At 72.4% G+C, this 18,173-nt stretch carries 13 protein-coding genes; 2 read left to right on the top strand and 11 right to left on the bottom strand.

Going from position 1 to position 18,173, the window contains the following annotated elements; genetic code table 11:
- Positions 1–37 precede the first annotated feature (37 nt).
- Entirely contained in the window at positions 38–1,441 is a 1,404-nt protein-coding gene (locus HB370_RS34820) for a lipase maturation factor family protein (RefSeq protein WP_030786498.1), read from the top strand.
- 25 nt (positions 1,442–1,466) lie between these two features.
- Here the strand turns inward: HB370_RS34820 and HB370_RS34815 are convergent, their stop codons facing one another.
- Genes HB370_RS34815 through HB370_RS34805 form a run of 3 tightly spaced genes read right to left on the bottom strand, consistent with a single transcriptional unit; the run spans position 1,467 to position 4,527 of the window.
- Positions 1,467–2,435 (bottom strand): aldo/keto reductase, encoded by a 969-nt coding sequence (locus tag HB370_RS34815; protein ID WP_030786500.1) that lies wholly within the window; start codon positions 2,433–2,435, stop codon positions 1,467–1,469.
- Positions 2,432–3,190 carry an SDR family oxidoreductase gene (locus tag HB370_RS34810; protein WP_030786503.1) on the bottom strand — a complete coding sequence of 253 codons (759 nt, stop codon included), beginning with the start codon at positions 3,188–3,190 and terminating at the stop codon, positions 2,432–2,434. Before HB370_RS34810 ends, HB370_RS34815 begins: the two co-directional genes overlap by 4 nt.
- On the bottom strand, positions 3,187–4,527 hold the full coding sequence (locus HB370_RS34805; RefSeq protein ID WP_030786506.1) for an L-fuconate dehydratase: 1,341 nt from the start codon (positions 4,525–4,527) through the stop codon (positions 3,187–3,189). Before HB370_RS34805 ends, HB370_RS34810 begins: the two co-directional genes overlap by 4 nt.
- A gap of 234 nt (positions 4,528–4,761) precedes the next feature.
- Here HB370_RS34805 and HB370_RS34800 point away from each other — a divergent pair, with 234 nt between their 5' ends.
- A complete protein-coding gene (locus tag HB370_RS34800; protein WP_030786510.1) occupies positions 4,762–5,463 on the top strand; it encodes an FCD domain-containing protein in 702 nt (233 codons plus the stop codon).
- On the opposite strand, the gene HB370_RS34795 is transcribed toward HB370_RS34800, so the two are convergent.
- From HB370_RS34795 to HB370_RS34760, 8 genes are all read right to left on the bottom strand, one after another.
- A complete protein-coding gene (locus HB370_RS34795; RefSeq protein WP_051815899.1) occupies positions 5,460–6,824 on the bottom strand; it encodes a serine/threonine-protein kinase in 1,365 nt (454 codons plus the stop codon). The two genes, HB370_RS34800 and HB370_RS34795, sit on opposite strands and share 4 nt — an antisense overlap.
- A 1-nt stretch (position 6,825) precedes the next feature.
- Complete coding sequence (locus tag HB370_RS34790) at positions 6,826–8,937, bottom strand: AIPR family protein (RefSeq protein WP_167513068.1); 2,112 nt, start codon at positions 8,935–8,937, stop codon at positions 6,826–6,828.
- A gap of 53 nt (positions 8,938–8,990) precedes the next feature.
- Positions 8,991–9,746 (bottom strand): SAVMC3_10250 family protein, encoded by a 756-nt coding sequence (locus tag HB370_RS34785; protein WP_157855600.1) that lies wholly within the window; start codon positions 9,744–9,746, stop codon positions 8,991–8,993.
- A gap of 74 nt (positions 9,747–9,820) precedes the next feature.
- Positions 9,821–12,841, bottom strand: coding sequence for a glycoside hydrolase family 38 C-terminal domain-containing protein (locus tag HB370_RS34780; protein ID WP_030786522.1), 3,021 nt, complete (start codon positions 12,839–12,841; stop codon positions 9,821–9,823).
- A gap of 29 nt (positions 12,842–12,870) precedes the next feature.
- The gene (locus HB370_RS34775; RefSeq protein WP_030786525.1) at positions 12,871–15,099 is read right to left on the bottom strand and encodes an endo-beta-N-acetylglucosaminidase; all 2,229 of its coding nucleotides are present in this window, start codon (positions 15,097–15,099) and stop codon (positions 12,871–12,873) included.
- The gene (locus HB370_RS34770) at positions 15,096–16,352 is read right to left on the bottom strand and encodes a hypothetical protein (RefSeq protein WP_030786528.1); all 1,257 of its coding nucleotides are present in this window, start codon (positions 16,350–16,352) and stop codon (positions 15,096–15,098) included. Before HB370_RS34770 ends, HB370_RS34775 begins: the two co-directional genes overlap by 4 nt.
- Positions 16,353–16,378: 26 nt before the next feature.
- The gene (locus tag HB370_RS34765; RefSeq protein ID WP_030786531.1) at positions 16,379–17,284 is read right to left on the bottom strand and encodes a carbohydrate ABC transporter permease; all 906 of its coding nucleotides are present in this window, start codon (positions 17,282–17,284) and stop codon (positions 16,379–16,381) included.
- Positions 17,281–18,168: a sugar ABC transporter permease gene (locus HB370_RS34760; protein WP_030786534.1), complete on the bottom strand. Its 888-nt coding sequence runs from the start codon at positions 18,166–18,168 to the stop codon at positions 17,281–17,283. The genes HB370_RS34765 and HB370_RS34760 overlap by 4 nt, the downstream gene beginning before the upstream one ends.
- Positions 18,169–18,173 lie beyond the last annotated feature (5 nt).

The following is an 18,173-nucleotide window of genomic DNA, read 5'->3' as shown; positions in this document are numbered from 1 at the left end:
GGCGACGGGAAAGCCGTACGGAAGGGCGCGCACAGCCGTGGACTGGTTCACCGCACCCGACTACTGGCTGAGCCGGCTGGTCCTCCAGCGGGCTCTGGCCGCCCTGTACCTGGTCGCGTTCCTGACGGCGGCCCTGCAGTTCCGGGCCCTGCTGGGCGAGCGCGGCATGCTGCCCGTCCCCCGTTTCACGGCCCGGGTGCCCTTCCGGCGCGCGCCCAGCCTGTTCCAGCTGCACTACTCCGACCGCTTCTTCGCGGGGTGCGCCTGGGCGGGCTGCGCGGTGTCGGCGGCGCTGCTGGCCGGGGCGGACTCGGCGCTGCCGTTGTGGGCGGGGATCGTGCTGTGGCTGGTGCCGTGGGCGCTGTACCTGTCGATCGTCAACGTGGGCCAGACGTGGTACGCGTTCGGCTGGGAGTCGCTGCTGCTGGAGACCGGTTTCCTGGCCGCGTTCCTCGGCAACGACGAGGTGGCGCCGCCGGTCGTCGTGCTGTTCCTGCTGCGCTGGATCCTGTTCCGGGTGGAGTTCGGTGCGGGCCTGATCAAGCTGCGCGGCGACGCCTGCTGGCGGAAGCTGACCTGTCTGGACTACCACCACGAGACCCAGCCGATGCCGGGCCCGCTGAGCTGGTTCTTCCACCATCTGCCCCGGCCGCTGCACCGGGTGGAGGTGGCCGCCAACCACGTCACCCAGCTGATCGTTCCCTTCCTGCTGTTCGCCCCGCAGCCCATCGCCTCGGCCGCCGCCGCCCTGATGATCGTCACCCAGCTGTGGCTGGTGCTCTCCGGGAACTTCTCCTGGCTGAACTGGATCACCATCGTGCTCGCCCTGTCCGCGCTGCGGCTGCCGGCGACGGCGCCGTCGGTGCCCGCGGCACCGCTGTGGTACGAGGCGCTGGTGCTCGCGGTCGGCGCGCTGCTGGCCTTCCTCAGCTACCACCCGGTGCTGAACATGATCTCCCGCCGCCAGGTGATGAACCGCTCCTTCGACCCGCTGCACCTGGTGAACACCTACGGCGCGTTCGGCAGCGTCAGCCGGATCCGCTACGAAGTGGTGGTCGAGGGCACGCTGGACGAGCGGCCGCGCCCGGACTCGGACTGGCGGGAGTACGACTTCAAGGGCAAGCCCGGTGATCCCCGGCGCTGGCCGCGCCAGTTCGCCCCCTACCATCTGCGCCTGGACTGGCTGATGTGGTTCGCCGCGCTGTCGCCCGCGTACGCCGGTGAGTGGTTCGGCGGCCTGGTGGAACGCCTGCTGGAGAACGACCGGGACACCCTCGGGCTGCTGCGCCGCTCCCCGTTCCCGCCGGACACCCCGCCCCGCTATGTCCGGGCCCGGCTGTTCCGCTACCGGTACACCGACTGGCGGGAGCTGCGGGAGACGGGGGCGTGCTGGGAGCGGACGTACGTGCGGGAGTATCTGCCGCCGACTCGGCTGGCGTAGCCGGCGCCGAGGGCGTGGGCGACGATCACGGTGGCCCCTCCCCCGCCGGCAGGCCGTCGGCGCGCAGCTCCTGCCAGAAGGCGTCCGGTACCGGTGTGGCGAACTGCTCGGCGCAGTCGTGGACTTCGGCCGCCGAGCGGGCACCGGCCAGGACGCTCGCCACGGCCGGGTGCGCGGCGCAGAAGGCCAGGGCGGCGGCGCGCAGGGTGGTGCCGTGCCGCTCGGCCGCCGCCTTCAGCCGCAGGGCGCGGTCCAGCAACCGGCGTGGGGCGCGCGTGTAGTCGTACGTCGCCCCGGGCCCGGGCGCGGCCAGCAGGCCGGAGTTGAAGGCGCCGCCGACGACCACCGACACCCCGCGCCGCAGCGCCTCGGGCAGCAGCGCCTCGGCCGCGCTCTGGTCGAGCAGGGTGTACCGGCCGGCGCACAGCACCACGTCCACGTCGGTGTCGCGGACGAACCGGGTGAGCATCCCGGCCTGGTTCATGCCGGCGCCGATCGCGCCCACCACGCCCTCCGCGCGCAGCCGTTCCAGGGCCGGGTAGCCCTCGCGGAAGGCCTGTTCGGCGTGGTCGTCGGGGTCGTGGAGGTAGACGACGTCGACCCGGTCGAGGCCGAGGCGGTCCAGGCTCGCCTCCAGGGAGCGGCGGACGCCGTCGGCGCTGAAGTCCCAGACGCGCCGGTGGGTCGCGGGGACGGCGTAGCCGTGGGCACGGTCGTCGCCGGTGCCGTCGGCCGGCTCCAGGCGGCGGCCGACCTTCGTGGAGAGGGTGTAGCTCGCGCGGTCGAAGGAGCGCAGGGCCGCGCCCAGGCGCCGTTCGGACAGCCCGAGGCCGTAGTGCGGGGCGGTGTCGAAGTAGCGGATGCCGCGCTCCCAGGCGGCCTGGACCGCCGCATGCGCCTGCTCGTCGCTCACCGGGGCGTACAGGTTGCCGAGTGCGGCGGCGCCGAGGCCGAGCGGGGTGACCTGGACGCCGGTGCGTCCGAGGGCGGTCACGGGTGGGCCGCCGGCCGCGGCCGAAGGCCCTGCATGCCGCCGTCGACGGCGAGCGCGGTGCCGGTGGTGGCACCGGCCAGCGGACTGGCCAAGTAGGCGATGGCGGCGGCCACTTCGGCGGCGGAGACGAGCCGTCCGGTGGGCTGGCGGGCCTCCAGCGCGGCACGTTCGGCGGCCGGGTCGGGGGCCGCGTCCAGCAGCCGGCCGATCCACGGGGTGTCCGCCGTGCCGGGGTTGACGCAGTTGACGCGGATGCCCTCGCGGACGTGGTCGGCGGCCATGGCGAGGGTCAGCGAGTAGACGGCGCCCTTGGTCGCGCTGTACAGGGCGCGCTGCGGCAGGCCCGCGGTGGCCGCGATGGAGCAGGTGTTGACGATCGCGGCGTGGGCGGAGCGGCGCAGGTGCGGCAGGCAGGCGCGGGCGGTGCGGACCATGCCGAGGACGTTGACGTCGAAGACGTGCCGCCACTCGGCATCGGTATTGTCCTCGACGGTGCCCTGGGCGCCGATGCCCGCGTTGTTGACCAGGATGTCCAGGCCGCCCAGCGCGTCGACGGCCTCCTGTACGGCGGCACGTACCGAGGCGTCGTCGGTGACGTCGGCGCGCCACGCCCGCAATGGTCCGGGCACGCGGTCGGGGTCCAGGTCGAGCACGGCGACCTGGGCGCCGCGCTCGGCGAGGAGATCGGCGGTGGCCCGGCCGATGCCGGACGCGCCCCCGGTGACCAGGGCCTTCAGGCCCGTGAAGTCGCTCATGCCGACTGTCCCTTCCGGCCGTCGGGACCGGCGGACCAGTAGGTGCCGCCGGGGAAGGCGTAGTGCGCGAGGGCTTCCGGGCGCAGGGCCGCGGAGAAGCCGGGCGCGGTGGGTGCCGTGTAGTGGCCCGCGCGGACCACCACCGGGTCGAGGAAGTGCTCGTGCAGGTGGTCGACGTATTCGATGACCCGGTCCTCGGTGCTGCCGGAGACGGCCACGTAGTCGAACATCGCCAGGTGCTGGACGAGTTCGCACAGGCCGACGCCGCCGGCGTGCGGGCAGACGGGGACGCGGAACTTGGCGGCGAGCAGCAGGATGGCGAGGTTCTCGTTGACGCCGCCGACGCGGGCCGCGTCGAGCTGCACGATGTCGAGCGCGCCGGCCTGGAGGAGCTGTTTGAAGACGATGCGGTTCTGGGCGTGTTCGCCGGTGGCGACCTTGACCGGTGCCACGGCCCGGCGGATCGCCGCGTGGCCGAGGATGTCGTCGGGGCTGGTCGGCTCCTCGATCCAGTACGGGTCGAACCCGGCGAGCGCCCTGGTCCAGGAGATCGCCTCGGCCACGTCCCAGCGCTGGTTGGCGTCGAGGGCCAGGCGGATGTCCGGTCCGACGGCCGCGCGGGCCACCCGGCAGCGGCGTACGTCGTCCGCGAGGTCGGCGCCGACCTTCAGCTTGATCTGCCGGAAGCCGTCGGCCACCGCCTGGCGGGCGAGCCGGGCGAGCTTGTCGTCGTCGTAGCCGAGCCAGCCGGGCGAGGTGGTGTAGGCGGGGTAACCGGTCTCCAGCAGGCGGGCCGTGCGCCGGCCGGCGCCCTCCCTGCCCCGGCGCAGCAGCGTCAGCGCCTCGTCGGGGGTGAGCGCGTCCGTCAGATGGCGGAAGTCGATCTGACGCACCAGCCACTCGGGCTCGGCCTCCGCGAGCAGCCGCCACAGGGGCCGGCCGGCGCGCTTGGCGGCGAGGTCCCAGACGGCGTTGACCACGGCGCCGATCGCCATGTGCAGCACGCCCTTCTCGGGGCCGAGCCAGCGCAGTTGGCTGTCGCCGGTCAGGTCCCGGTACAGCGTGCCCGGGTCGGCGCACAGCTCCTCGACGGACCGGCCGACCACATGGTGGCGCAGCGCGTGGATCGCGGCGACCTGGACCTCGTTGCCGCGTCCGATGGTGAACGCGAAGCCGTGTCCCTCCGGTCCGTCCTCGGCGTCGGTGCGCAGCACGACGTAGGCGGCCGAGTAGTCGGGGTCCGGGTTCATCGCGTCGGAGCCGTCGAGTCCGCGCGAGGTGGGGAACCGGATGTCGTAGGTGTCGACCGCGGTGATGCGGGCGGGCGTCGGGGACACGGGGGGCCTTTCGGTCCGGGCGGTGATCGAGCGCGGCCAGCCGAGCGGGGGTGCGGGCGTTCGGGGTCCGGGGGGCAGGTTCGGGGTCTGGGAGGCGGGCGGTACGCCGCATACTTATCAGACCACTGAGCCGCTACGACAGCCTCGTGCACGGAATATCCCCGCCGGTCACCCGAAGTGGTCGGACCACCCGCCTGGCTAGACTGCCACGCACCCGGTGACTGGAGGAGTGGCGTGGACGATGCGGCCCCGCGCAAGGGCACGGTGACCCAGCGTGCCGTCGAGGAGATCAAGGCGATGATCGCCGAGGGCCGGCTGGAACCGGGCCAGCGGCTGCCGACCGAGCGGGACCTCGCCGTACAACTGGGCATGTCCCGCAGCTCGACGCGGGAGGCGATCCGCGCGCTGACGGTCATGGGGGTGCTGGACGCACGGCACGGCTCGGGCATCTACGTCGGCGCGCTGGACGCCGGCGATCTGCTGGAGACCTTCGGGGTGGTCGCGGACCTGTCCCGTGGGCCGCGCCTGGTGGAGCTGCTGGAGGTGCGCCGGGTCCTGGAGTCCGCGGCGACCGCGCTGGCCGCCGCACGCATCACCGGCGAGCAACTGGCAGCGGTCGCAGCCCACTTGACGGCGATGAACGCCACCGACGACCCGGAGGAGATCCTCTCCCACGATCTCGCCTTCCACCGCGAGATCGCGTCCGCCGCGGGCAACGCGACGATGGCCGCCGTTCTGGACGGCCTGTCCTCGCGCACCTTCCGCGCCCGCGTCCGGCGCGGCCGCCAGGAACAGGACGCCATCGCCCGCACCCGCCGCGAACACGCCGCCATCCACCGCGCCCTCGCGGCCCGCGACCCGGAGGCCGCACGGGCGGCGGCAGCGGCCCACGTGGGCGGGGTGGAGGAGTGGCTGCGGGGACGGGTCGGGGGCTAAGAGCGCAGGCCGGTCCCGGCCGGTCCCGGGGGCCCGGCGGGGGTGAGAACGGCCCGGTTGAGCGCGGCGCGCACTTCCGCCGTCCTCGGCGCGTCCGGCCCCAGGCGCTCCGCCAACACGGGGTACAGGTCCGCCAGGGTCTCCAGGGCATCCGGGTGGCCCATGGTCTCCTGCACCAGACCGATCTCGGCACGGATGTGCAGCAACCGGTCAAGCGGGGTGTCCTCCGGCAGGTCGGCGGACAGGGCAAGATACTCGTCCAGCGCCTGACGCAGGTTCCCCAGACGCCGGTGGCAGTGGGCGGCCTTGGCCCGGCAGTCCATGGCGTCGGCCGCGTGCCCGGGGCCCGCCATCGCCAGTTCCGCGGCGAGCTCCGCGTAGAACGCCAGTGCTTGGCCGAAGTTCCCGTCATGGAAGAGGGCGAGGGCCCGGCTCTTGCGAACCGTGACCGGCAGACGCGGCGTGTCGGTACTGCCGGACGGGGGGTTCGTACGCCGTGCGGACCGTTGCCGCGCAGGGATGGCGGTGAGCAGTTCCTCCAGCCGGTCGAGCACCACACTCGCGGACGCGGGACGCCTGGCTATGTCCTTCGCCAGCAAGTCCATCACCAGTTCGGAGACGTCCGCGGGGAGGTCGGGGCGCAGGGTCCGCGGGGCTGTGGGGACCGTGCGGCGGTGTCCGTCCATGACGGTGACCGCCTCTCCCGTGAAGGGTGGCTGGCCGGTGAGCATTTCGTACAGGACGCAGCCGAGCGCGTAGAGGTCGGTCTGGGGCACGACGTCACCGCTGTGGAACTGCTCGGGCGCCATGTAGGCGACGGAGCCGAGGAGTTGGCCCACCTGGGTCAGGCGGGGGTTGTCCGCGCCGAAGATGGCGGCCACGCCGAGGTCGACCATCTTGATGTCGCCCTCCTCGGTCATCATGATGTTGGCCGGCTTCACGTCCCGGTGGATCACCGGGTAACTGTGCAGGAGATCCAGGACCCGGGCGGTCTGCCGGGCTGTGTCGAGGGCAGTGCCGAGCGGCAGCCGACCTGCCTTTGCCAGGACCTGCCCCAGGTCCTGCCCCAAGACGAGTTCCCAGACCATGTGGAGGTCCTTGGGGTTCCCCTCGGTCCGCGCGTCTAGCAGTACGGGCAGGTTGGGGTGGGTGAAGCGGGCACCCAGTTCAGCCTCCCGGCGAAACCGGGCCACGATGTCGTCGATGGTCAGACCGTGGCCGGGATCCGCGATCCTTTCCGGGTTGATGACTTTTACCGCGATCGCTCGCTTGAGACGCCTGTCCCAGGCCTGCCACACCTGCCCCATGCTTCCGTGGCCCAGCGGGTTGCGCAGCTCGTAACGGTTGTCGACCTCTCTCATGTCAGGCACCACCGTCCGGTTCCGTGCCGGGCACGAGCTGGTCGGCGAGTTCTACCAGAGTGCCTTCGCCGGGCACGTGCCAGCCGGCGGGACCGCGGACCGCGAGGGGGGCTTCACGCCAGTCCGCCTGCTGCCAGATGTGCGTGATGAGCCCGCTGGGCGAGTAGGCACGGCCGTCGGCCACCCAGACCAGTGGCTTTCTGCGGTCGTTGACCCAGGTGGCGAGATAGCGCCGGGGATCCTCCCGCAGCCAGTCACCGATGGCCTCCTCCTCGGTCGGATTGCTCGGCCGGTACACCAGCCGGGTGCCGTCCGGGATGCGCCCGTGGTCAACGAGGAGCGACACACTCGCAGGGCGACGGGCCGACTGTCCCTGGGGCCGGGCACGTGACACGGCGCCGGAGGACAGTGTCCGCGACACGGCGGCGGCGAGCCGACGGCACCTTTCCGGGTCGGTCAGGATACTGGCCAGGAACACGTTCTTGCCGTAGAGGTCGGCCACTGCGGACGCCAGGCTCGAGGCACTGTCCTGGATCCACGCCCTGGCCCAGCCCGCGTCTTCCTCGGCGGTCTGGACCCAGCCCGCCGCGTTGTCCGTGCCGATGTGCCGGAAGGCCAGGTGGCTGAGCAGAAGCTCACCGTGCTCCATCACGTCCCGCACCCACGACGACTGGGTGGGGGCCAGCTCGGCCAGGGTGCTCCGCACGAGTCGGTGGAGGAGAACGGCCACCCAGATGTGCCGGGCGGGCGGGGCCTGACCGAAGAGCCGGGTGTAGGCGCCACGGGGCGACGGCAGGAAGAGGTACTCGGAATCGGCGCCGGCGCGGGCGACCAGCGTCACGTCGGAGTGGGAACAGGCCAGCGCCATGGCGGCCTCCTGCACGGTGCAGCCGGCACTCGGAGCGGGTGGAAGGGCACCCTCCTTGAACACGTACTGCTTGCCCAGTACGTCGGCGAACTCGTCCCGGATCAGAGCCTGCTGGGGGTCGGACGCGACCCGCTCCAGGACGTTCGGCCGGTTGGCCGTCAGCGAGGACACGGTCAGCTGGGAGACGAGGCTCTCGGGCGCGTCGGCCACGCAGATCACCCGCAGAGGGACGAGAGCACGTTCCACGGCCTCCAGGTCGAGGTCCGCCGCCTGCGCGAGGGCGCTGAGAAGCCATGTGCCGTCGACGGCCTGGGCATTGGACAGCCGCAGCCGGACGGGCTCGCCCTGCATGCGACGGCCGAAGTACTCGGTGCGCACCGCGTCACAGACGAGAGTGAGTCCGTTCGACAAGTACCAGAACTGCTCCGGATCGGAGACCAGCCGGTGGGCAGCCTCCCGCTCCAACCGGTCCGCCTGCACGGTGTCCCTCAGGCGTTGCTCCACCAGCCGCAGGCCGTGGCTCTCGTACCAGGAGGCGATTTCGAGAGCCGGGACCAGTCCCATGTACGCCGGGTACGGCGTCTGGACGGAATGCCACCCCTGCGTCAGACTCGCCGTGACCTCAACCGGCACCGGCGCTTCCTGGAGACGGGCCGCGGAGTGGAAGTCAGCCAGTCCGAGCGACCGCACCTTGACCGCTGTACGGCTCCCGAAGCCGAACTCCTCCCCCACCTGCGCCAGCCGCCGCTCCGCCTGGGACGCAACGCGGCCGTCACCGGCCAGCGCGGCAACGAGGTGCACGGTGCACCGAGGGGAGCTCAGGGCCTCGTCGATGCGGTCGAGAAGCCGGTTGATCCGCGGGTTGGCGCCCTCGTAGTGGCGGTGGGCCAGGCGGCGCAGCCCCAGCACGAGCCGCAGCGCGTCGGCCTCCTTGAAGACGGCCCGGCCCGTGGGGCTCCACTTCGCCTGGACGAACCAGATGTCCGATCCGCTCGGGGAGATCGCGATGGCGTCGATCCCCTGGTCGTCGATGCCATCGGTCACCGAGGCCGCGGCCTCTTCGGGGGACCGCCCGGTGATGACGCAGACGGCCTGGGCGGCCAGGGCGCGGGTGAGGAAGACCGCGTCCCGGAGGTAAGCGTCGCGATGGGCGAAGTCACCCATGTCGATCAACGGCTCGAAGGCACGCCTGAGGTGGTCGCTGACATAACGCACCTCACCCGGCAGGCCGGTTACGTCGTCCATGTGTCCCGTGTCTCTTCCCACGCTGTCGTCACCTGGCCGTGCCCCACCCGGTTCTACGCGTACTCCACGGTCAGAGGGCTCGCCACGACCAGCCGCGCGGCCGTGTCGGAGGCGGGCAGCACCGTGGTCACCCGCGCGTAGCCCTGCATCAGGGCCGCGCCCCCCGCCTGTGCGTGACGGGTGTCGAGCGCGGCCATCAGCTCTCTGACCCCGGCCCCATGCAGCTCCGTACTCGGCACTGGCGCGTCGACCGCGGCGGGACCGCTTCCCAGTGACAGGGTTCTGACGACATGCCCGACGCTGGTGAGGAACGACCAGCCGATGCTTGAACCGCCCTCGATGTCCATGAGCTGCGGTCCTTCCACGCTGACCGGCGCATAGCCCAGCAGGTGCCGGGCAGACCCGTGCATCAGCAGGCGACAGCCCGTCTGCCGGCCGTACTCCTCGTCCTCTCCGGGAGCGGGGTCGGCGAAGAGGACCATGTGCTGGTACTCGCCGCGCAACGTCACACAGCGCAGCGGCGCCTCGAACCAGACCCACCCTCCGGGGCGCACCGCCGGGTCCCCGAACCATTCGGCCCGGTCGTTGAGGTGCCTGTCGACCTTCTCCAGACGCCGTAGCCGGCCCCGCTCGCTGTCGGGCGGCCCCTGTTCCAGGTCGACACCCCCTACCGGGGTGTTCAAGCGTATGGCCGCCGGCATGGACAAACGGGACGGCTTGGGCAGGAACTGCCGGAGCTTGCTGTCGGACACATAAACGAACTCACGCAATTCCGCCCCCGGGTGGTGGTGTGCAGGCTCCCCCGTCACACACCAAGTATGAGCCACCCGGGGGGCGGTTCGGCGTGCCGGCCGGTGATGCGCGCGAACGGCACCCCGCGTGGTCAGGACCTCCGGAAGCGCAGTGTGCGCAGTTCGAACGGACGCAGGCGTACGGTGATCCGCTCGTCCTCGCGGGTGGGCGGCTCCGCGTCCGGCAGTGGGCGTTCCAGCAGGTCGGTGACGGTGACATCGGTGAACGGGAAGCCGGTCGTCAGGGTCGCCCGGGCCCGGCCGCCGTGGGCCTCGTGGAAGCGGACCACCACGTCCCCGCTGCCGTCGTCGGCGAGTTTCACCGCCGTCACCACCACCGCGTCGTCGTCCACGCCCACCAGCGGGGCCACCGCGCGGGCGCCGGTCGTGTGCCGCTCCGGCAGGTTGATCCGCCAGCCCTCGCGGACCGCGTCACCGACCGAGGCGCCGACGACCAGGGCGTGCCGGAAGCGGTGGACGCCCTGGTCGGTCTCCGGGTCGGGGAAGCGCGGGGCGCGCAGCAGGGAGACCCGGACCGTGGTGGTCGTGCCGCGGTCGCCGTCCGCGCGGACCGTACGGGTCACATCGTGGCCGTACGTCGAGTCGTTGACGACCGCCACGCCCCAGCCGGGCTCCTCCAGGTGTACGAAGCGGTGGTTGCACGCCTCGAACTTGGCCGCCTCCCAGGAGGTGTTGGTGTGGGTGGGGCGGAAGGCGTGCCCGAACTGGGTCTCGGACGCGTACCGTTCGGCGTGCAGGTCGAGCGGGAAGGCCAGCTTCAGGAACTTCTCCGTCTCGTGCCAGTCCACCTCGGTGTCAATGACCAGCCGGCGCTCTCCCGGCGGCAGCGACAGCAGTTGAGTGACCCGGGAGGAGCCGAAGGACCGGACGATCCGCACCGAGGCGCCGTCCTGGCCGGCCGTGACCGTCTCGGCGTCGGTGAGGTCGGTGACGGTGTTGCGGTAGAAGGAGTCGACGTCCCAGGCGTCCCACATGTTCGGGAAGTCCGGGTGGAGCTGGAGGAGGTTGGCGGCGGTGCCGGGGGCGATCGTCTCGCGGCCGGTGGCGGGATCGTAGGCGGAGACGACCAGGCCCCGGGCGTCCACGGTGATCCTCAGCAGGCCGTTGTCCAGCCCGAACCCGCCGTCCTCGCGGGGCGTGAGCGTGCTGGTGCCGGGCGCGTCCGGGGTGGCGGCGGCGCCGGCCGGGACGCCGTGCCGGGCGTGCGGGGCGGAGTTGAACAGCAGCGGGGTCGTCCCCTCGCCCGCCAGGGCGCGCTGGGCCGCGTCGATGACCGCGGTCAGTTCCGTGGTCAGCCTCTCGTACGTCGCCCGGGCCTCCCGGTGCACCCAGGCGATGGACGAACCGGGCAGGATGTCGTGGAACTGGTGCAGCAGCACCGTCTTCCAGATGCGGTCCAACTCCTCGTACGGGTAAGGGAACCCGGTGCGCACGGCGGCGGTCGCCGCCCAGAGTTCGGCCTCGCGCAGCAGGTGTTCGGCGCGCCGGTTGCCCTGCTTGGTCCGGGCCTGGCTGGTGAGGGTGGCGCGGTGCAGTTCCAGGTACAACTCGCCGACCCAGACCGGTGGTTCGGGGTACTCGGCCTCGGCCTGTGCGAAGAAGGCGCGCGGGGTCTCCCAGCGGACGGTGGCCGAGCCCTCCAGGTCGCGCAGCCGGGCCGCCTTGGCGACCATCTCCCGTGTGGTGCCGCCGCCTCCGTCGCCCCAGCCGGTGGGGGCGAGGGAGTGCCGGGCCCTGCCCTTGTCCCGGAAGTTGCGCACCGCGTGGGCGATCTCGCTGCCCTTCATCGAGCAGTTGTAGGTGTCGACCGGCGGGAAGTGCGTGAAGATCCGGGTGCCGTCGATGCCCTCCCAGTGGAAGGTGTGGTGCGGGAACTTGTTGGTCTGCGACCACGAGATCTTCTGCGTCAGCAGCCACTTGGAGCCGGCCGCCTTGATGATCTGCGGCAGCCCCGCGGCGAACCCGAAGGTGTCCGGCAGCCAGGCCTCCTCGTTCTCGATGCCGAACTCGTCGAGGAAGAACCGCTTGCCGTGGGTGAACTGCCGGGCCATCGCCTCCGAGCCGGGCATGTTGGTGTCCGACTCCACCCACATCCCGCCGGCCGGCACGAACCGCCCCTCGGCGACCGCCTTCTTCACCCGCGCCCACACCTCGGGACGGTGCTCCTTCACCCATGCCCACTGCTGGGCCTGGGACATGGCGAAGACGAAGTCCGGCTCGTCCTCCAGCAGCGCGGTCATGTTGGACACCGTCCGGGCCACCTTGCGCACGGTCTCGCGCAGCGGCCACAGCCATGCGGAGTCGATGTGGGCGTGCCCGACGGCGCCGATCCGGTGCGCGGAGGGGACGGCGGGGGCCGACAGCACGCCGGTGAGCCGCTCCCGGGCCCGGCCGGCGGTGGCGTTCACGTCCTGCAGGTCGACGGTGTCCAGGGCCCGTTCGACCGCGCGCAGGATGTCCCAGCGGCGCGGGGAGTCCACGGGCAGTTCGGCCATCAGCTCGCCGAGCACCTCCAGGTCCATGACCAGCTGCCACACGGTCTCGTCGAACACGGCGAGGTCCATGCGGGCGAGGGTGTACTGGGGTTCGGTGCCGGCGGTGTCCTTGTCGCCGAGCGAGGTGGGCCGGAAGGGGTGGTAGTCGAGGATGACCGGGTTGGAGGCGGCCTCGATGTGCAGGCGCACCTCTTCGCCGCCCGCGGCGGGCGCGCCGATCCGCACCCACTGGTTGCGCGGGTTGAGGCCCTTCACGGGGGTGCCGTCGGGCCGGTAGACCAGGCCCTCGCACTGGAAGCCGGGCATGTTCTCGTCGAAGCCGAGGTCGAGCAGGGCCTCGACGGTCCGCCCGGCCCACTCCTCGGGCACGGTCCCGGTCACCCGGAACCAGCTGGTGCCCCAGGGAGCACCCCAGCGGGCGCCCACCGCGATCGGCTCGGGCACGGCGGCCAGCCCCTCGGCGACCGGGACCGGCTCGCCGGGCGCGTGCCACACCGCGACCTGGAGCGGCACGGACTCGGGGTACACGGCGGGGCGGATACGTTCGTCGAGCACGCGCCTGAGGCGGGCTTCCACCAGCGTGCGGTCGTCATGCATGCGGGGCGCTCCCTGCGGGTTCCGGGTGATTACCAGGGGTGGGTGACGGTGACGGGGGCCGAGGCGTTGTAGAGCTCCCCCACGGCGCGCACGTCGAACCGTGCGGCCGGCTCACCCTGCTCGGGCCGCAGACCGGCGACGTACCAGGCGCGCTGCCCGGTGGCGCCGAGGAAGCGGCGGGTGCCGTCGGCCAGGAGCCGGTGGAGGGTGTAGTGGCGGACGGGGCCGGGGGCGGGGTTCCAGGCGAGGCGGAGGTCACCGCCGTCGGCCGCGGTGACGCGGGCGGCGGAGGGGGCGGCGGGGGCCGGCGGGATGCCGGCGGGGCGGACGGCGAGGCCGCCGAGCCGCCAGCGCACCGGGGTCGGGCCGTCGCTGGGGGTGAGCCGGATGCCGAGGGCGTGCACGGTGCCGGAGAGGCCGGTGAGCGGGACGGTGACGGTCTGCCAGCCGTTGACCGAGTCCACACGGGCCTGGACGTTGCCGGAGTCCCCAGGCGCTTCGCCGTGAGCCGAGTTCACACGGGCGTGGGCGTTGCCGGGGTCTCCGGGCGCTCCGGCGTGAGCCGAGTTCACACCATCTTCCGCCTGACTGGAGTTCACACCGTGCTCCGCCTGACCGGAGTTCACACCCGCCCTGTCGGCCGACGACTGCCCGGCAGCCCGCGTGTTGACCGAGTTCACAGCCAGATACCTGTACGGCGGTGTCTCCCCCGGCCCGCTCGGCGGTGCCATCGCCACCGCCAGTTCGACGTTCACACCCCCAGACTCGCTCCGGAACGTCAGGTCGACAACGGTGTTCACAGCGATCGGGAGCCGGGTCGCGTACAGGTCCAGCACCACTGGTTGATCGAGTTCACCCGCCACCAGCACGCTGCTCCCGCCCCGCCAGGCGTCGGCGAAGTCGAAGGCGACCGTCGGCCGCTTCCCCGCCGTCCGGACCACCCACCGCCGTGACGGCAGCCGGTCCTGGAGGCCGAGGTGGTTCCAGGGGCTTTCCGAGACGACGGCCCCCTCCTCGTACCACCGCAACCCGTGACCCGTGTTGAAGACGCTCGCGAACGGCACGGAGGTCACCGTCGACCGGTCCGCCACGGACACCGCCGGCGCCCGCCACGGATCGCCCGGGTCGGGCCGGGACGGGTCCATGGAACGTCCGGTCCAGAACCGGTCGTCGGCCGCGTGGAAGTCCCCGGGGGTGCGGCGGTCGGCGGGCAGGTGGTTCCGGGTCCACTCGGGCCGGTAGAAGCCGACCGAGGTGACGTGGGGCTTCCCGGCCGGCACGATCGCGTCCCAGTTCACATACGTACCGGACCCGTTCGACTCGACGTCGACGCCGGCCCACAGTTCATAGCGGCTGCGCCCCAGCCGGTCCGCCTTCGTACCGGACGACGCCAGCGAGGACGCGCTCCACCGGAAGTCCACGAACATGCTGTCGGCAGCCTGGAAGAACGCCTGGTTCTGGCTGGTCAGCGCGCCCTGCCAGCTGACGGTGCCGTTGACGGTCAGCGCGTCGTACCAGGTCACCCGCTGCCCCTTGGCCGCCGCCAGCGCCCTCAGCTCCTTGACGAAGCCCAGCATGGCCGTGCCCAGCGCGGTGTTCCCGCCGCCCGTCTCGGCGTTGACGAACCAGCCGTCGAAGCCGTACGCCGCCGCCACCGCGACGAGTTGCGCGGCGAGCGGGTAGTGGCCGCCGGCGTCCTGCTGCACCAGATCGCGGGTCCACTGGAGCTGTCCGCCGTAGGCCGCCGGTGGCAGGAAGACGTTCCCGAGGACGGGGACGCCGTGCCGGTGGGCCGCGTCGACGACCGGGGCGTTCGGGGCGAGGATCAGGCCCTCGCCGGCCGAGCCGCCCCAGAACACCAGCTCGTCGAGGTACGCCCAGTGGGTGAGCGCGTAGTAGTCGGCGGTGGCCGAGCCCTGGGAGGGGTTGGCCGACGTCGGGCCGAAGGAGACCAGCGCCTGGACGCGGGCCTGCCCCGCGCGGGCGGTGGGGTTCGCGGGAGTCGGGGTGAAGCGCGCGGCGAGGGGTACCGTCGCGGCGTTGAAGGCGAGGTCGGGGTCGTCGGCGGCGCGCCAGCTCTTCAGGCTGCGCCAGGTGATGCCGGGGCCGGGGCTGCCGGCGGGCAGCGAGTCCGGGTACCAGTAGGCGGCGTACGGCGGGGTGGCGGCGGTGGCGCGCGGGGCCGCCGTGGCGCTCCCCGCGGTGGTCAGGGCCGCGGCACCGGCGGCGAGCAGGACGGTGCGTCTGCTGGGGTTCACGAGCGGGTGCCTCCTTGGGGGACGGGGAGTACCTGGTCGGGCGTGACGACGTCGGTGATGCCGCGCGCGGCGAGATGGTCCTGGTCGTCGGCGCGGGTGTCGAGCACGGTGGCCGGGCGGGCGCCGTCGGCGACGAGCCGGAAGTAGGCGTCGAAGACGTCGCCGCCGGGCGCGCAGCGGGAGCGGCGGTCCGGCGCGGCGGGCACGACGAGGGCCGTACGGCGCGCGGCGGGGGCGCGGTGGCTGCCGCGGGCCGCGTCGGCCAGCACGCGGGCGATGTCCTTCGGCCGCCGTTCGCCGGTGAACAGGCCCAGGGAGTACTCGAGTTCGGGGAAGTCGGCGAGCGTGCGCGACACGTCGTGGGAGCACCACCAGGTGATGCCCCACAGGTCGGGACAGTCCAGGGCGTTGCCGATCGTGGCTTCGGCGAAGGCGGCGGCGTGCTCGGCGGGCACCAGCGGCGCGGGGGCGCCGACCTCCTGGAGCCAGACCGGCCGGTGCGGGTCGTCCGCCCAGGCCTTGGCGAGTTCGACCAGGTAGGCGGCGTGGTGCTCGACGGGCACGGAGGTACGGCCGTGGCGCTGGGCGGTGCCGTTGAACACCCAGGAGTGCACGGCGGTGACGGCGCCGAGCCGGGCGGAGTGGGCGGGGGTGAAGGGCTGGTCGTCCTGGTACCAGGCGGCGTCGTAGGAGGCGTGCAGATGGAGGCGGCCGGGGGCGCCCTCGGCGCAGGCGTCCAGCATCCGGGTGAGCCAGCGTCCGGCCTCGTCGGCGGTCACCGGGTCGGGATCGGGGTGGGGGCCGGCGGCGAACTGGTTGATCTCGTTGCCGACGGTCATGCCGAGGAAGTGCGGCCGGTCGGCGAGGGCGGCGGCGAGGGTGCGCAGATAGGCGGCCTGCCCGGCGGTGACGTCCGGGTCGGTGAAGAGGTTGCGGCGGTGCCAGGTACGGGTCCAGGCGGGCAGGAAGTCGAAGCTGGACAGGTGGCCTTGCAGTCCGTCCACGGCGGTGTCGAGGCCGCGTTCGGCGGCGGCGTCGGCGAGGGCCACGAGTTGCTCGACGGCGCGGGGGCGGATCAGGGTGCGGTTGGGCTGGAAGTACGGCCACAGCGGGAAGACGCGGATGTGGTCCAGGCCGAGCGCGGCGATCGCGTCGAGGTCGGCGCGGACGGAGTCCAGGTCGAAGTCGAGCCAGTGGTGGAACCACCCTTGGCTGGGCGCGTAGTTGACGCCGAAGCGTACGGCGGGAGGCATGCGGTGTCCTTGCGCTCGGGGGCGGTTCAGCCCTTGACGGCGCCCTCGCCGACGCCTCGGAAGAAGTACCGCTGGAGGCAGGCGAACAGGGCGATGAGCGGGGCTACGGCGATGACCGTGCCGGCGGCGACCAGGCGTTCGTCGTTGGCGAAGGTGCCGTGCAGATAGTTGAGGCCGATGGTCAGGGTGAACTTGGAAGGGTCGCTGAGCACGATCAGCGGCCACAGGAAGTCGTCCCAGGCGCCCATGAAGGCGAAGATCGCCACGACGGCGAGGGTGCCCTTGACCGAGGGCAGGGCGATCCGCAGGAACCGCTGCCAGACGTTGGCGCCGTCGACGTAGGCGGCCTCCTCGATCTCGTGCGGCAGGCCGCGGAAGGCATTTCGCATCAGCAGCACGTTCATCGCGCCGACGGCGCCGGGTAGGACGACGCCGATGAGCGTGTTGTTCAGGCCGAGTTCGCGCATGGTGGTGAACTGGGCGATGACGATGCCCTCGACGGGGACCAGCATCGCCAGCACGAAGACGAGCGTGGTGACGCGCCGGCCGCGGTAGCGCAGCCGGGCCAGGGCGTATCCGGCGAGGGCCGAACCGACGCAGTTGGTCACGACGTTGGCGACGGCGACCTTCAGGGAGTTCAGGGCGTAGTCCCAGACCGGGATGGTGTCGGCGACCCGGGCGTAGTTGTGCAGGGTGGGGTGGGCGGGCAGGAGGCGGGGCGGGGAGCTGTAGATGTCCTCGGTGGGGCCTTTGAGGGAGGTGGCCAGCTGCCAGAGGAACGGGCCCGTGGTCAGGGCGAGGACGGCCAGGAGCAGCAGGTACCGCCACAGCAGTTCGGCGGGCCGGACGCGGCGGCCGTCGTCGTCGGTGACGCGGGACTCCCGGGCCGTGGCGGCGGGCCGCTCGGGGCGGACCTTCTCCAGGACGCTCACGCTTCCTCCCTCCGGTCGGCGCGCAGGACGAGCAGCATCAAGGCGACGGTGACGGCGAACACGACGACGGAGAGGGCGGAGGCGTAGCCGACCCGGCCGGTCAGGCCGGTGCCGGTGCGCTGGACGAGCATGACCAGGGTGGTGTCCTCGCCGGCCGGTCCGCCGCTCGGGCCCGCCATCAGGTAGACCTCGGAGAACACCTTGAAGGCGGCGACCGAGGAGAGCGCGGCGACCAGCACCATGGTGGACCGTACGGCGGGCACGGTGACGGACAGGAAGCGGCGCACCGGTCCGGCCCCGTCGACGGCGGCGGCCTCGTGCAGTTCGCGTGGCACGTTCGCCAGCGCGGCCAGGTAGATGACCATGTAGTAGCCGAGGCCCTTCCACACGGTGACCGCCATGGCGCTGAGCAGGAGCAGCCACTGGTCGCTGAGGAACCCGATCCGGCCGATGCCCACCGTCTCCAGCACCGAGTTGACCAGGCCGCGTTCGTCCAGCAGCCATACCCAGATCAGGCCCACCACGACGATCGAGGCGACGACGGGGGTGTAGAAGGCGGAGCGGAAGAAGGTGATCCCGGGGATGTTCCGGCGCACCAGCAGGGCGAGCAGCAGCGGCAGGACGACGAGTGCGGGGACGACGACCAGGACGTAGAGGACGCTGTTGCGCAGGCCGGTCCAGAACATGTCGTCGTGGAGCAGTTCGCGGAAGTTGGCGAGCCCGACGAAGCGGCCGGGGAGCAGGGTGCGGCGGTCGGTGAAGGAGTTCGCCAGGGTGGAGACGAAGGGGTAGAGCACGAAGGCGCCGGTGATCAGCAGTCCGGGTGCGGCGAACAGCCAGGGGCTCGTGGCAAGTTGCCGTCGGACGCGGAGGGGGGTGGCCATGGCGG

Source organism: Streptomyces sp. DSM 40868 (genome assembly GCF_011820545.1).
GTDB lineage: Bacteria > Actinomycetota > Actinomycetes > Streptomycetales > Streptomycetaceae > Streptomyces > Streptomyces eurythermus.
Note: the sequence above shows the minus strand (reverse complement) of the source record. Positions and strands in the feature narration are given on the sequence as shown.